Raw genomic sequence first — 15978 nt, forward strand, 5'->3', positions numbered from 1 at the left:
GTCGGGTCCTGCCGCGCCTATAGCAAGCTCTCCTCATCAGCGCGTGAGCAACATCAGGATCATCAGTTCTGGCTCCGTTCGGCGATTAGATGAAGGACCTGTTCGCGATCACGACTGCTGGCGCGAGCGCATCGAAACCCGCGCAAAGGCCGGTCCCTACTTTGACCTGAGAACGAAAGTGAGGCGGCTCAAGACCGCCGAAGAATATGATCGGATGGCCGAACGATCGAAGCATTTGGGAAACGACGGACGCTGAAAGAGTAAGGCCGGAAATGACAGCGACGAAGTAAACGACTGCGAGACGAATAGCAGCGGTTTGCTGATCGATCATGACGTTTAGTGGTCGGACTACTCGTCAGCCCCGGTTGACCTGACGTCCGGAACTCGAGCAAAATCCCCGTTACGGCCCTCATCGACTTGGCAACTTCGTCGGGATGCGCTTCTGCCAAGTGCGTGGCGGACGCGGTCACATCGATCGTTGCTGCAGGACCGGCTCCATGGCACCTCAGTGACAAGATCATACTTCGCGAGGCGAGCGCTATCGGGTCTATGGGCATATCGGGCTGACCTTCCGCCGCCATCCGGCCGCCGTCTCGCGTGCGGAGGTCATCAAGCGCAGGGCGGTTCGGTGTTGTGGCAGTTGGGGCGGCAGAGGGGATTGGTCCATGATTTCGTCCGACTTCTGTTGACGGGCGTTATTCTCTCGGCCTCCAACCCGTCGCGAAAAACTGCCGCCACCCTCTCACTCTCATTTTCGAGGCGACCGGCGAGGGCTTCACGCTGCCTCCTGCTCCGTTCTCTCGGTCGTCATGTCGACGACCACTTCCGGCAAGTGTTCGAGAGCCATACCAACAAGAGCCTGTCGCATGGAATCGAGATGCTTTTTTAACATCGCTGCGCGGCCAATCCGGCGGCATCGACCTCAAGGTTCATCCGAAGCTCGAAGATCTGAGCCGGCCTTTGCTTCGGTCAAAGCCGCGGTGTCGACACAAAGGATGCACCGCTACCTAGAAACAAAAACTCCAAGGCCAGGCGGCCCATTAGAGCGCAGGAAGCGTTAGCCGCGGCTCAGGTAGTCGAAGGCTGAGAGCGCATGCGTGCGCACGACGTGCAGAAATTCTTCGATCTCACAGTACTCGTCGTGTGACCCCATCCCGTGTGGCCGCGGCCCATAGACATAGGCTGGGATTCCCCGATGGCGCCAAAGCCTGGCATCGGTGCCTCCCAAGCCGACAGTTGGGGTGGGACGGGGATGACCGAGCGCTTCGACGTTCGCCTGGATAATGCCCACCATTTCATGCCCCGGATCGCACCAAGATGGTTCCGAGCCGCCGATCTCGCGCCATGTCGCCTCGGGAAACCGTTCCGCAATTTCCGCGATGCGCGGCAGCAAATCGGTCTTGCTCATGCCTATCGGCAGACGGAAATCCGCTTCGAAGGCACAGCTCGACGGAATCATATTCACCTTCACGCCACCCCGGATGGTGCCGATATTCAGAGTCACATTGGCGACCAGATCGCCAGCGCCCAAGCCTAACATGCGGTCCATAGTGGGGCGCCCGAGGTCGACAGCGCGCCGAATGTTATCTGAGAGCTGTCCGCGAAGCTCCGTCAGCGCCTCGAGCTCCGCAGCGATTTGCATGGCAATTTTGGTGGCGCTCTTCGTCATGTGAACATAGGCGGCGTGGGCCCCGAGAGTCCGCACAGTGAACTCGATCCAGAGTGGCCCACGCTCGCCGAAGCGGATGGACTCTGGACCGCTTGGCTCCCCGTTGAGCAGACAGTCTCCACGCACTTCGGGATGATGCTCCAGGAGATGGCGCGCGCCCCATGGCCCGAACGTCTCCTCGTCCGAGACGATGGTGAGGGTCAGACGTCCGGCAATCTTGCCACGCAACTGCGAGAGTAAAGCATACGTCGCGATCAAAGCCGTACTGCCGGCCTTCATGTCGGCAGCACTGCGTCCGTATACGCGGCCATCAATTCGTTGGCCTCCCCAAGGATCTCGACTCCACCCCGCGCCATCATCAGCGACCGGAAACACATCCATATGGCCATTAAGCACCAGATGGCGTCCGGCGCGGGCCCCTTCGAAGCTCGCGACGAGATTCGGCATCTCCGGATGTGGCGAGATCTCCCGATAACTCAACCCCAGTTCATCCAGATAGCGCTTAACATAAGCGCAGGTCGAACGGGTGTCGCCGGGCGGGTTAGGACCTCGTTCTAGAATGAAGCCTTGAAGGAAGGTGACGTAATGGTCGCGGTTTTCGTCGATCCAAGCGAGGATCTGCCTGTGTATGTCGGTCACGTTGGCCTGAGCCTTCGAATGAGTTGCTGGAAACAACGAGGTAGGCGCATGAAAATGGAGGGTAAAGTGTCCGGTGCATTTCTCTTAGTGCGCTAGTTCAACAAACCGGCGTGGACCGTCGTGTTATGTACCCCGCCTTCGCGCGGTCCGTTAGCGATAGGATCGGCGGGAGTGCCCTATCCGCAGGCTTGCCGAGCAATGATAGCGCATATTTGGTCGGCGCTGGGCTTGCCTCGGCGAATGGGCCAATATGAGCGGCTTCAGCCTGTCATTATAGCTCAGTGCGGCAGCATAATCGCCACGTAGACATGCGGTCTGAAATGCCGCGCAAAGTCGAGGTGCCACATTTGATGACACCGAGATGCAGCCACGTTGGGCGGATCGGTGCGGAAGACTTTGGCGATCAAAGCTGAGGAGAGATGCCTCAATGGGACAGGACCGCGCGAAGGAATTGCCGAGTTCTTTCGTTCTGCGGATCCGTGAAGATCTGCTCTGGAGATCCTGTCTCCACAATCCGCCCGTCGGCCATGAACATCACACGGTCCGCGACATCGCGAGCGAAGTTCATTTCATGCGTGACGATCAGCATCGTCATTCCAGTGTCCCGGGCGAGTTGCCGGACGACGTTCAGTACCTCCCCGATGAGCTCCGGGTCCAGCGCAGAAGTGATTTCATCAAAGAGCATGATCCGCGGTCGCAGCGCAAGAGCACGCGCGATCGCGACCCGCTGCTGTTGACCTCCAGATAGCTGGCGCGGGAAGGAACTCGCCTTTTCCGCGAGGCCGACGGCTTGGAGAAGCTGCATCGCCTGCGCCTCTGCTTCCGTTCGCTCCATCCCAAGCACTTGCACAGGCGCCTCGATGATGTTCGCCATGACCGTCATATGAGGAAAGAGATTGAACTGCTGGAACACCATTCCAATCTGCCGCCGCACCTCTCTGATGTGCGCTGGACGATCAGGCACGAGCTTTCCCCCAACCCGCCGCAGCCCAAGCAGTTCGCCGTTGACCTCGATCGTCCCACTGGTCGGCGTCTCGAGCGTCATGAGAAGGCGAAGGATCGTCGTCTTCCCCGAGCCGCTTGGTCCGATGAGCGCCAGCTTCTCCCCCGCGGCGACGTCGAAGCTCACATCCTGCAGCACTTTGATCTCGCCGAAACTCTTCGAGATCGAGGTGAAACGGACCGACGGAGGATCAGCTATCTTGGCGTTCGCGGTCACGAGGAGGGTGTCCTGGAGCTGAGATTCGTTTTCCGACACGTCAGACAGCGGCATAGCGCCTCTCCACAAAGCGGACGAGCTCAGCCGCTATCAGGCTCATCACCAGGTACAGGGCACCTACCAGCGCAATAGGCTCGTAATAGCGGAACGAGAGGCTTGCCTCATTGAGCGCCGTGCCCAGCATGTCCTGGACCGAGATCACGGCGAGATAGGGGACCGACTTGATGGTGCCGATGAGATAGTTCCCGAGCGGAGGGACGACCTTGCGCGCAGCCTGGGGCAGGATGATCCTCATCCACGTCCTGCGCGGATCCAGACCGATAGCGATCGCCGCCTCCCACTGTGTTCGTGGTACCGCTTCGATGCCGGCTCGATAGACTTCAGAGGTGAATGTCGCGAGATGCAGGCCGAGAACGGCTACGCCGGTGACCTCGGCGCTGAGAACGATCCCATACTGCGGCAGGATGAAGAACGGCACATAGAGCTGGATCAACGGAGGCGTCGTTCGAATGAAACTCGTAAATTGGTCGACCGCGTGTGCCAGCGCCGGTGTCAGTGCCAGCCGCACGACCGCCAAGATGAGACCGCCGACAAGAGCGACGGCATAGATGGCGAGCCCCAGCTTGATGGTCACGACAGCGCCACGCAGGATGGCGGGCAGGATCTCCCATGCATAGCCCCAGTCGAAGGTCATATGGGCCGCTCCGTTGCGAGGTCGCTCAGACCTCCCGCGATCAGACGCGTCCTCCGTTCGAGATGCCGCGTCAAACTCCGGAGCGGCAGAGCAAGGATGAAGTACGTGAACAGGAGCGCCGTGTAGACGTCCAGCGCGTGTCCGCGCTGTTCGACGAACAGATTCCCCGCGAAGGTCAGGTCTGTCAGGGCGATCAGTGACACGAGGGAGGTGGCCTTCAACATCTCGATAAGCTCGTTGCCGAAGGGCGGGAGCATCAGCGGAATCGCCTGCGGGAGCACGATCCGTCTCAGCGTCTGCCAACCCGTCAGGCCGAGCGCGACCGCGGCGTCGCGCTGCCCGCGATCGATGGCGACGATGCCCGCTCGAACAACCTGCGATCCGTACGCCCCCAGGTTCAGCCCGAGCCCGACCACGCCGACCATGAGAGGACTCAGGCGGAGGCCGAGCAGCGGCAGCACGTAGAACATCACGAAGAGCTGGACGAGGGCGGAGGTCCCGCGGAACGTCTCGATGTAGACCCGCGCGAGCCATCTCACCGGCCGCCACGGAGCAAGCTGTGCCGTGCCTGCCACGAACGCGACGCACAGCGCCACGAGCGAGGCCAGCACCGTGACCTCGATCGTGATGAAGAGGCTTTTCGACAGCGCGGATGCGATGTCACGCCACAGGCCGAGATCCTCTAGTTGCACAGGGCGGCAGCCGTGGTCTTCGGCACCTCGTTTTCACCCAAGCCGTATCTTCCCAAGAGGACTAGGAGCTGGCCGGACGATTTCAGCTTCGCCAATTCTTTGTTGTACGCATCCCGAAAGTCGGTGTCTTGCGGCCTGAACGCCACCGCGGAGTGGTACTTGATCGTGTTGCCCGACGCGTCGACGGGATCGGCGTCGACAATCTCGAGGTTGGGGTTCGGGTTGTTCTTGAGGTACTCGACCTGCACCAGCTTGCCCGCCGACGTGAAGTCGGCACGACCGGCAGCCACGGCGGCGTTGCTGCCGAACTGCTGGAACTGGAGGATCCGCGAGTCGGGTATGCCGAGGGCCTTTGCCATATTGATGTCGGAAGACCCCGTTCCGGTGGCGAAGATGGCCTCGGTCCGGACCACGTCGGCCCAGCTATGGAGCTTCTTCGGATTGCCCTTTCTCACGATGAAGGCGCCGCCGGTCCACGCGGCGGGGTCGCCGAAGGCAACTTGTGAGCAGCGCTGTTTGGTAATGACTAACCCCGCCGCCACCGCGTCGAACTGACCTGCGTTAAGACCCGGGATCAGAGACCCGAAAGCCGTCTGCACGGGTTCGAGATTCGTAATGCCCAGCGATTGCATACAGGCTCGTAACACATCGACGTCAATACCGGTCGGCTTTCCGTCCGCGCCAAGGTACCCAAATCCAGCCAGACCGGCGATGCCGACCTTGATGCTTTTCGAGGCGATGGCCTTGCCCAGCGTGGTGTTGGGATTAGCCGGGACCGCTCCTTCGGCTGAAGCAATCTTTGATCGCGCGACTGCCGTAATAGCCATAGCTGCAGCGGCACCCCGCAAAATGCCCCGGCGATTAAACTGGCCAACCAAATCTATGCACTGCGGCCTCTCTTGAGGCGCTGGACGCTCGTTGTCCATGACGATCTCCTTCCCCGCTAGCCCGTCGAACGCGAGCGTAAAACTGAGGCATCATAAAAAAAGTCAGAGATGAATAACTGCATTGACCTGCGCTAAATGCTTGAAATCTGCCTCTCGCAGCTCCTTATTGAAGGATTTGAACGAGATTGTGCTCGCCGGACCAATCGGACGCGCAAAGCTGTAGCTTGCGCGCGTTGATCCTCATGAGGACGGTTCTCGTTGCGAAAGGCACTAGGTGATCGTTGCAGTCGTGCTCTAATCTAGTCTAGGCGCTGTTGCCTCTGGCGCGCGCCGCAGTCAGCCCTTTTGGCTCTCCCCAAAGCCGATTGGAGGGTCATGAATTGCCAGCACCTGCTCCTTTGACCGCTTCTAAATTCGCCGCGAGCGTTCAGGATCGATCCGTTTTCTAGGTCTTTTTGGCTTCGTTGCTATCCTCAGACTCATACCAATTCGCGGTTTGCGGCACGGCCATTCGCTGCATGACGGGATCGCGATCCATTCGTTGTGTAAAACGGCCGGCACATTGCTTACCGCAGAGTATCCAGGGTTTCCGAATTGCGCTGCGCCGGACTAATCGATCTCCACGAGACCGACAGCCGTGCCCCGCTTGAATATGCCCATGAACAATTACGGAGGCAAAGAAGGACGCTGCTTTCTGTTGCGCTCGGATCTGGCGGCATTTGTGCGGTTCAGGAACCGCCACGCAAAGTGCGAGACGACGTCGCTCAAAAAACGGTGCGCCGAATGAGTTTGTTCAGCTCGCAGTATCGCTCCGAAGCGCGCAGCAATCCGGCGCCAGGAAGCCCCTCGTCAGTGAAATTCTGCTGCGGGTAACCGGTAGCATCAATGATGACGTTAGAACCGGTCGGGCCTCGAACGGGGGCCTCCAAGGCAGATGGCTTCGTGTGTTCAGATCCTTCGCTTCGGTCATTGAATCGTCCCGCCCCGGCGCCGGTTGATCCGATAGAACGGCGAAAGATGGAGTGCGCAGAGCCGAGCGCGCTAGACCTTGCGAAGCCCCTCGACCCAGGCAGGGCAGATCACATTACCGCGCCCTTGCGCCACCGCACCTTCCGGCGCATCTGGATTACGAGTCTGGTCTCAAATCTAGGCAGTCTGGTGCAAGGGGTCGGCGTGGCGTGGGCGATGACCGAAATGTCATCATCGGCGGACAAGGTAGCCCTCGTCCAAACTGCCCTCGGATTGCCAGTGATGCTGATCGCAATTCCGGCGGGTGCGATAGCGGATCTGCATGATCGACGCATCGTGGCATTCATTTCACTCGGTATTGCCTTGTCTGCAACGACCACGTTGACGGTGCTCGCTTCGCTGGGGCTGCTCACACCGGACCTCTTGCTCGCGCTCTGCTTTGCAGCGGGCTGTGGCACCGCGATGTTGGGGCCCGCGTGGCAAGCGGCGGTCAGCGAACAGGTGCCCGAGCAAGCTCTGCCGGCCGCCGTCGCGCTTAATGGAATCAGCTACAACATCGCGCGAAGCGTAGGCCCGGCAATCGGGGGCATCATTGTGGCGACTGCAGGGACCGTTGCAGCGTTCGCACTCAATGCGGTGTCCTTTCTGCCGCTGATCGCCGCTCTCTATTTATGGAAGCGCGTGGCCGAACGGTCGCGCTTGCCGCCGGAACGGCTCGGCCATGCCATTGTTTTAGGCGTCCGGTACATCGCCAATTCGCCCTCCATCACGATCGTGTTGATCCGCACGGTCATCGTGGGCTTGATCAACATACGGTCTGATGCTAGGAGCCTTTGGGTTGGGTGCTGTTATCGGAGCGTCAAATATCGCGCTGGTGCGCAAGCACTTGAGCAGTGAGGCAGCCATCCGATCCTGCGCGGTCTCGATGGCGACGGGTATTGCGGTTATGGCACTCAGCCACAATCCGGTGATTGCTGCACTGGGATTGGTTGTGGCTGGCGCTGGCTGGACGCTATCCTGGACGCTGTTGAATATTGGCGTACAACTTTCGGCGCCACGATGGGTCGCAGCGCGATCTCTCGCTGCCTATCAGGCGGCCGCATCCGGGCCTCGCGCTCGGCAGCTGGGGTTGGGGCCATTTAACGGACATCACCGGTGTTCAAACAGCCCTCCTGATCGCAGCCGCGCTGATTCTGGCATCGCCACTGGTTGGCCTCCGGCTGCGAATGCCTCCCGTGAGCGCCCGTGCGGAAGAGGGAGGCCTCCTTGAGGATCCTGAGGTACGGGTGCAGATCACAGGGCGCGAGTGGCCTATTGTGATCGAGATCGAATATCGCGTGCTTCAGAGCAACTCGCGTGGGTTTCGGGACATCATGCAGGGACTGCAGCTGGTCCGGCAGCGTAACGGCGCCTACGGTTGGTCGATCGCGCGAGATATGGCGGATCCAGACATGTGGATCGAGCGCTATCACTTCCACACATGGCACGACTACCTGCGTCAGCGCAACCGTCCTACTCAGGTTGAGCGAGCACTGGAAGGCCGCGTCATAAAAGAGTTCCACGAAGGACCAGGCAAGGTGCGCGTGCGCCGTACGGTCGAGAGCTCGTTCCGGTAAACTCAGTGGCTCACTAGACAAAGCCGCGCGACGCGAGCATGGGCTCAGTCAAAGAAGGCAGGCCGGTTTTGTCGCTTGCGAGGATGAACGCAGCCACATCTTTCTCAATCGCGCCGCCGCGCGATAGCTGCCGGCAAATGGCCTCTCGAGAAAAATCCTACCTAGCGTTTCAACCTCGCTGCGGGCAAGCCGGCCGCGAGGGAAGAGCATCTTGAAGAAATCGCGAACGTCAGGAAATGTGATGCGCTCGCCTGATGCCGCAGCCCGTAGAGACGGCTAGCAGATACTACTTTCAAGCCTGCCTCTTCTGCAGCTTCTTTCAACATTTCTGAGCCGCGGAGAGTCCGAGTCTGCACAAGCCGCCTGGATAAGCGCTTGCGGGCGAGCAGGTGGTTTCGCCATCGACGACCGCGTACGTCAACGCGTGGTGTTGCCGAGCCAAGCGGCGCCTGCCGACTGGAAATAGTCGGCAATGATGGACAACATCGAGCAAGTGAAACGAGAAGAAAATAATCAGAAAGGCCCCCGGCGGGCATGCCGGAGGCCTTCTTGGAGATTAAACCTAGATCGAAAGAGCCTTTATCTTTCTCCTTCCGTTACATTTACAGAGCGTCAGAAGTTGCGTTGAGCGCGGAGCAGCAACTGAAGGCTGCCTTGGTCCTTGAGCTCATAGGCAGCAGCGGGTTTGGCGATACTCGCCTGCAACGGAAGGGTCACAGTGCTTCCGCCTGCATACTTCTGATCGAGCATCATGTACGCAAGCTCGCCCGTGAACGTGAAACCCTTGACCGGGGTCCAGGACGTCTTCGTACCAACAACTGCGTAGTTGAAGTCGGGATTGCATCCGGCAACGCCGGTCGAGAGCGCGAGGGTCGTGACGAAGGCCCCGCAGATATAGCCCTTGGCCGTATTGTTATATCGTACAGCTGCCCACGCGCCGAAAACGGAGGAATTCCAGTATGGGTTCCAGTTGTGCGTGTAGCCGCCATTGAAACCATAGGTGGTGGTCAGCTGCTGCCCGGCACCTGTGACGAACACAGAGTCAGAAACACCGGCGAGACCGAGGCTTTGATAGGCACCCGCGGCGCTCGCACCTCCGTAGATCGCGAAGGCGTTGCCCATATAGTCGTGAAAGTTGTAGCGACTTGCGCCGTTGGTATACACGCCGGTTAGGTTGATTGTGTCACCTGCTCCAGTCGGCAGGTTCTTGATCGACAGGGCCAACTGTCCGGCCCAGCCCCACTTGTCTCCGGGATGGCCGGTTGTCTCGTCGGCGCCGTAGTAAGCGGCATGGTTGTCATGGGCAGCAATCGACGCCTGGAAAAGACCCCAAGCCTGATCGACGCGAACCCGCGCGACGAGATCGGGAGCGCGCGAACCGCCGATGTCGTTAGCTCCGTAAGTGCCAGTCGCAAGACCTGCAGCTGTTGCGCCGCTGACATTCCAGACATTGCTTTGATAGTTCGGAACCTGGTCCTGGGCCGAGAACGAAGCCGTGATGCCCTGACCAAAGTCTGCAGTATACGAGATCTGATTTACAGGGTCCCAGCCCGCGCTACCCGGCAACTCGAAGTTGTTCGCCGGATATTCGGCCCATGGCGTTCGGAACTGTGATTCCGCTTTACCGAATGTAAATCCGCCGAACTGAATGAAGGCGTAGTAGATACCGAGTGAGCCCCCAGCGACCTGGGACGTGAGCGACGTAGTGTAGGCAGTCGCGCCGTTTACGCCCGTCGTGCCAGTCCCGCTATAAGTACCGGTTCTCCACGTGAAGGCCAACTCAGCGAACGTGCGAACCATGCCATATTCGGTCGCGGTGCGCGTATCGATTTGCAGATCTTGACGAGTCTGGGTTTGCAAGTGGTTGCTGAGGCGGTTACGCGCGCCACCCACACCGCTGCTTGCTGCATCAAAATCGGCGTTCGTTGCCAGCATGGTGTCTGCACGCAGATAACCACCTAGCCTGATGCAAGTGTCGGTTCCGGGGATATAGTAGAATCCCGCACCATACAGCGAGCAAATCTTCACATACTCGATCGCCTTCGCCTTGATGGGTAGATCTGCTGCCTGCGCCCCGGCGCCTGCGAACATTGCCGCAGAACCGAGGATGAGACCCTTTGTCAGTTTCATTGATGAAGCTCCAAGTTGAAATATCGTTTCCGTCGTCCAGATCCGCCGCTACTAGCCTCACCCCAGTGGGCCGGCCTGGACGGAACGACTTCGAGGCGCCCCCTCTCCGTCCATTATCGTATAGTTTGCAAAAACAATTGCTACAATTAATTAATAGAGAGCGCTGTTGTTTCGCGAAGGCGCGTTGCAATCGAGCAACACAATTGACGCGGGAAGGAGACCAAATGGACCGAGAAGGCAAAAAGAACCCCCAGGGGGCATCCCAGAGGTTCTCCTTGGAGATTTCACATGACCGTCAGCCAAAGGGCCTCATGGTCTGACCCCGCAATAGCGCATATAGATTGTTTTTGTCAATTAATTTTCTGCATGACCGCTATGTCGCGTCATTTCGTATCGAGACGGCAGGACGGATTCTCGCTATTGATCAAGAGCGTTCCTTTCGAGGGCACCACTATGTGGCGGAAAGACAAAAATGGGCGAAAAAGATCAACTGGATAAAGCCGTAACGGACTTCATCTGGAACATCGTCGAGATCCACTCGCAGCTCGAAGAAATACACAAGGGGTGGGCCGAAATGATGGGAATAAGCGAGCCACAATGGTTGATTATGATGGCTATCGACGAAATCGATGAAGGCCGCGGGGTTTCCGGGATTGCGGTGGCAAATAAGCTTCGGATCCACCCCGCCTTCGTCACGAACCAAACGAAGAAGCTCGAAGAAAATGGACTCTTATCCCGCGTAACGTCCCCAGAGGACGCAAGATACCTGCAGATCTCACTAACTGAAAAGGCGCGGGCGGAAATTGCTGGCCTATCAAACAAGAGGCAGGCTCTCAATTTGACGATGTTCGCCGGGCTGGATGAGGCGTCTCTTGACTATCTTAATAAACGACTGGCTTCGATCGCCAAGAACAGCCGATTGGCCTCTCAAAAACTGAGCATCGGCGTATTATAGGGTCTATGCGACGCCGAGCTTGGCCGCCAGTCCAAGCCGGTTGTGGGATTGCGATTGCTGCAGAGACGGAATTGGCCAGCCGAAACATAAGCCACGAAGATGATTTCGTGCCCCGAGCTTCCTAATGGTTTGATTCTGAAGGGGTCGCTTCTATCGAATTGGAGGCGATGACGAAGACCGAACGTCAACGAGATGGCTGAAATGTTCACGTTCGGCGATGTCATATGCTGCGATGGCATCCATCTGCGCGTCGCGCCGATTGCGCCACCAGATCAGAACTGACATTGCTGCTGGCAAGCGGGCGTGAGTTGTCGAAGGCCGCCAATGTGTCGTGTTGTCAACGAGCGGGCCTACGCAAAAGTTCGGGTCCAAAGATCGGGTGCAGCCGAGGGCACACTCTGGTGCGCGAGCGGGGCACAAAGACACCTCGGCTTACCGAGGGCTCGATGTCCCCTGCTTTCCGTGTTCACCAACAGGATCACTAGGTGGACGCAGCCGAAGATTGAAATCCCACCGCAGATTGGATCGCCTAGTTGATGCCTCCAACTCGAGGCTGAAAACGTTAAGCAATGAGCCGGGCCTCCGGTTCAGCTTCACTCTGCTTCGTGCGCATAGACTAGAAGCCGATAACCGGATCATGGTGGCCGGGGCATCGGCGAGCTTCCTTTAAGTGACGCCGACCGCAGAGAAGCTCCGCCTTTGTCGAATTCGACGAGGGACTTCTGCAAACTGAGCCCTTTTTATGAGGAAATTCAACATCAATGGCGGCATATTCTGCGCGAGATGCAAATCCATGCTGCCGCACGCTGCAAATGTCTCCGCAGTTGCCCTCTTGATGTGTGTCGCCGTCATCTCGCAATCACTGTTGCGGGAGTTTCAGTTGGGTATCGGAGACCAGAAAACCGCAACAGAGTGAATGCTCTGGGCTCACCATGAGATTTGTCGAATGATGATCGCATCCGTTTGACGAGCCAATAAGCAGGAGAGAAACGAATGGCAAAGTTCGGTAGTGAGAGCCACCAACAGCAGTTCCGTCCGCATGGATGGTCGCTCGAGGGCCGAGTCGCGCTCGTAACTGGAGCGACTGGAGGACTTGGGAAGGCCATCGTGGCTGAACTGTCCGAACGCGGAGCGAACGTTCATGGGGTTGACGTCGTTGGCGACGGTGTCTTCCACGCGGACCTAACCACTGCGAGCGGAAACAGGGACATGATCGCCCACGTACTCGAGACTGCTGGGCATCTCGACATCCTGGTGTTGAATGCTGGACTGCAATTCATGGCCCCCTTCGATCAATTTCCCGACGCCGAATGGGATCGTCTTAATGGGCTAATGCTGGACGGGCCATTCCACGCGCTGAAGGCCGCATGGCCGGCTCTGACGAGAGCGCCAGGCGGTCGGGTTGTCGTCACGGCATCAGTCGCTAGCTACGGCGGTGCACGGCAGAAGGTTGCGTACTGCGCCGCTAAACACGGTGTTCTTGGCGTGGTCCGTACCGCCGCGCTGGAAGGCGGTGCGCACGGTCTCACTGTTAACGCCGTCGCGCCAGGCTGGATGGATACCCCGCTTATGCGCGGTCAGCTGGAAGCTCAGGCGAAAAATCGCGGCATGAGCACAGACGAGGTAGTGGCGGCCTTCCGCGCGTCGCAACCCGGCAACCGGTTTGTTGACGTGCGTGAGGTTGCGGCGACGATTGGCTTTCTCGCGAGCCCTTCTGCTTCAGGGATCAGCGGTGAGTGCATCACGATTGACCTCGGTGCAAGTGCCTAGCCACGACCTGCCAACTCGATTTTGCTCGCGCTTGGGAAGGTGTCGCGCACCGGCGACTCCTTCCCTGCGTCAATAACGAACAGAGGCCAGAATAATTGCGTGAGACGAGGAGCACGAAACGGTCAGCGGCGGACCTATAGGAGGGCTTCACAAGCAAGTCCCTGCGATACACTTTCGCTTAGAATCTCGTGCCCCGACCTGAGACGACGCAGTCGCCACTGGCATGATCTTGCCAGGCTACCCAGTTGAAAGCCACTATTGGGCTTGGCACGTAAGTCGAACCGAATGCTGGTTGAAGCGGAACTAGTGGCACCCCGGGCTTTGCACGAATCTTTAATGGAAGCTGCTGGGAAGAGCATCGGAAAGTGCGGCAGCATGCGTCTGAGAAAAGATGCATGGGTTGGATACAGACGAACTGCGTTGAGTCGTGAGGACGAATGATCGCGCTCGTGCCAGGCTCAAAGACCATCGCTTGGCATTGACGGTCCGTGACCGGCCCAGGCGGCACGCGCCTAAACGCGCAGCACTGTCTTGCCATTCTTGATTACGGTAGCGCCGCGCTCAGTCACACGGGCCTCGAACGAGATCACATTTCCTTCCTGCCAGAGGTCGACGGTGATGGTTTCCCCGGGGAACACCGGCGCCGAAAAGCGCGCTTGGTGGCTCAGGATCTTGGTGGGATCGTAACCGCAGAACGCCTGTAGCACAGCCCAGCAGGTGATACCGAATGTGCACTGGCCATGCAGGATCGGGCGTGGAAAGCCGGCCAGATTGGCGGCTCCGGGATCGGAGTGCAGAGGATTAAGGTCGCCGTTCAAGCGATAGAGCAGCGCCTGGTCCGGCCGGGTATCCAACGGCATCACCAGGTCTGGCTTGCGGGATGGGACAAGGTGCGGCTTGGGGCCCTGCGACGGCCCACCGAAGCCGCCATCGCCGCGTGCGAAGTTTGAGCCGGTGAGCGTGGCGACCTTCTCGCCTTTCTCGTCGATCCACACCGTCTCGTCGACGACGACGGCGCCCTTGTCCTTGCCCTTGTCGTAGACGCCGATCGTGCGGCTGGCGGCCGTGAACGTGCCGAAGGAAGGCAGCGGCTTGTGCAGTTCGACCTTCTGCTCACCATGCACCAGCATCAGCCAATTCAAGTGGCTGATCCGGAGACCTGCCTTCTGGTGCGGCGCCGGCTCGGGGCTCCCTCCTTTGCCCGACGACAGCACTGTGACAGCGGTCGGCAAGACCTTGATATCCTTCTCATAGACGAACGGTAGCTCGCGCTCGTCCATTGGATCGCGCCCCATGCCGATTCCAAGCGCGTACAACACCACGTCCTTGTGGCCATAGGTAAAGGTGCGAGGCTCGCTCTCTTGCTCTAGGATGTCAGGGTAATAAATTGGCATGAAATATCCTCAGGAAGTTGGGCGCAATATAGATTTAGGTTCTCTTGCACTGCGTGAAGAGTTCATGCCCCTTCTAGCGGCATACGCAGCAATTGATTTCACGGGAGCGAAGAGGACTTCATGGCCGCAGGACCGTTGGACGTGCCACGGGAGGTGACGTCTCTCGGGCCTCCGGCAGCCCCCCCTCAAGCCTTCGCTGGGAGCTACTGCAAGTCTGCTGGAAAGAACACCGAAGTCGCGTGTGCCGCCACATCTTGCGCGGTGTAGTGCCCTTTGGGATGAAACCCCTCGGTCGTCAGCATCTTAACTTCTGTGATCTTTTCCCCCGACACAGCGAGAACCTTGCCCGAATGATCCGCTGCCAACTCCGAGGCCATGAAGAGCACACCTGGAGCGACGTTTCCGGGACTAAGGATGGGATCGGGGTCGCCGTCTCGGAGACCTGGAATGTCTGCCCACATCCGCGTAATTGCGTTTGGCGCCACGCCCATGACGCGAATGCCGTACTTGCGGCCCTCAATGGAGAGAACTCGTATCAAGCCATAGATTCCGGCTTTGGCCGCCCCGTAGTTAGCTTGGCCGAAATTCCCGAACAGTCCTGACGTTGAGGACGTCATGATTATGACGCCCGGCCGACCGTTGTCTCTAAGCCACCTCCAAACTGGTAGCGTGCAGCAGTAGGTTCCCTTCAGATGAACCTTTACGACGAGATCCCAGTCGTCTTCCGTGATCTTGGAAAATGTCCTATCGCGCAAGATGCCTGCATTACAGATCAAGATGTCAACTTGGCCGAAAGCATCGATCGCGGTCCGGAGAATATTCTCCCCGCCGGCCGGCGTAGATACGTCGTCACCATTGGCCACGGCGCGCCCGCCTGCCGCTATGATGTCGGCCACTACTTTTTCAGCAGCGGCGCTCGTGCCGGAGCCATCCAGCGTGCTGCCAAGATCGTTGACGACAACGGCCGCACCCTCTTTGGCGAATAGCTTTGCATAAGCCTCACCGAGCCCACCGCCGGCTCCGGTAACAATCGCCACCTTGCCTTCCAAAAGTCCCATCCCATCCTCCTCAAATCTCTGCATCGTGAGCACTGCGGGGTTGCCAAAGCACGGTTGGTTCGGACCAAACAACGGCGACTGCGAGCTAGTGAGCCTTTGCTGGGCAACGAAACTGTCGCGGTCGATCGATCTGCAAATGCCGATCGGTGCACTTCTCCCTCCTCAGTGCTGAAACACCCGAACCGGTCAGTCAGCAAGGCGGATTTCGATTTCCTCCGGGAGCCTAAGCGGCAACGACATCTTACGTGTCGCGCGGACACAAACCGCGTCAAGGTTTAGCCGGGTT

Annotated in this window: 10 protein-coding genes and 1 pseudogene; 3 read left to right on the forward strand and 8 right to left on the reverse strand. The window is 58.8% G+C overall.

The window, feature by feature from the left end:
- Positions 1–1057: 1057 nt before the first annotated feature.
- The 5 genes from I3J27_RS33625 to ehuB form a co-directional block, all read right to left on the reverse strand.
- Positions 1058–2308 (reverse strand): M20/M25/M40 family metallo-hydrolase, encoded by a 1251-nt coding sequence (locus tag I3J27_RS33625; protein ID WP_270163156.1) that lies wholly within the window; start codon positions 2306–2308, stop codon positions 1058–1060.
- Between the two features lie 424 nt (positions 2309–2732).
- Positions 2733–3509 (reverse strand): ectoine/hydroxyectoine ABC transporter ATP-binding protein EhuA, encoded by a 777-nt coding sequence (ehuA, locus tag I3J27_RS33630; protein WP_270172949.1) that lies wholly within the window; start codon positions 3507–3509, stop codon positions 2733–2735.
- A 58-nt stretch (positions 3510–3567) separates the two neighbouring features.
- Positions 3568–4221, reverse strand: a complete 654-nt coding sequence (gene ehuD / locus I3J27_RS33635; protein ID WP_270163157.1) for an ectoine/hydroxyectoine ABC transporter permease subunit EhuD — start codon at positions 4219–4221, stop codon at positions 3568–3570.
- A complete protein-coding gene (gene ehuC / locus I3J27_RS33640; protein WP_270163158.1) occupies positions 4218–4913 on the reverse strand; it encodes an ectoine/hydroxyectoine ABC transporter permease subunit EhuC in 696 nt (231 codons plus the stop codon). The genes ehuD and ehuC overlap by 4 nt, the downstream gene beginning before the upstream one ends.
- The gene (gene ehuB / locus I3J27_RS33645; protein WP_270163159.1) at positions 4904–5839 is read right to left on the reverse strand and encodes an ectoine/hydroxyectoine ABC transporter substrate-binding protein EhuB; all 936 of its coding nucleotides are present in this window, start codon (positions 5837–5839) and stop codon (positions 4904–4906) included. The genes ehuC and ehuB overlap by 10 nt, the downstream gene beginning before the upstream one ends.
- Positions 5840–6817: 978 nt before the next feature.
- On the opposite strand from ehuB, the pseudogene I3J27_RS33650 reads away from it, so the two are divergent.
- Positions 6818–8385 (forward strand): annotated as a pseudogene (locus I3J27_RS33650) (MFS transporter).
- 612 nt (positions 8386–8997) lie between these two features.
- Here I3J27_RS33650 and I3J27_RS33655 read toward each other — a convergent pair.
- On the reverse strand, positions 8998–10515 hold the full coding sequence (locus tag I3J27_RS33655) for a porin (RefSeq protein ID WP_270163160.1): 1518 nt from the start codon (positions 10513–10515) through the stop codon (positions 8998–9000).
- A 472-nt stretch (positions 10516–10987) separates the two neighbouring features.
- On the opposite strand from I3J27_RS33655, the gene I3J27_RS33660 reads away from it, so the two are divergent.
- Positions 10988–11470 carry a MarR family winged helix-turn-helix transcriptional regulator gene (locus tag I3J27_RS33660; RefSeq protein ID WP_270163161.1) on the forward strand — a complete coding sequence of 161 codons (483 nt, stop codon included), beginning with the start codon at positions 10988–10990 and terminating at the stop codon, positions 11468–11470.
- 1107 nt (positions 11471–12577) lie between these two features.
- A complete protein-coding gene (locus I3J27_RS33665; RefSeq protein WP_270163162.1) occupies positions 12578–13240 on the forward strand; it encodes an SDR family oxidoreductase in 663 nt (220 codons plus the stop codon).
- 512 nt (positions 13241–13752) lie between these two features.
- Here I3J27_RS33665 and I3J27_RS33670 read toward each other — a convergent pair.
- Positions 13753–14634, reverse strand: coding sequence for a MaoC/PaaZ C-terminal domain-containing protein (locus I3J27_RS33670; RefSeq protein ID WP_270163163.1), 882 nt, complete (start codon positions 14632–14634; stop codon positions 13753–13755).
- A gap of 203 nt (positions 14635–14837) precedes the next feature.
- Positions 14838–15692, reverse strand: coding sequence for an SDR family NAD(P)-dependent oxidoreductase (locus tag I3J27_RS33675; protein ID WP_270163164.1), 855 nt, complete (start codon positions 15690–15692; stop codon positions 14838–14840).
- Positions 15693–15978: the final 286 nt, after the last annotated feature.

The organism is Bradyrhizobium xenonodulans (genome assembly GCF_027594865.1).
Classification (GTDB): Bacteria; Pseudomonadota; Alphaproteobacteria; order Rhizobiales; family Xanthobacteraceae; genus Bradyrhizobium; species Bradyrhizobium xenonodulans.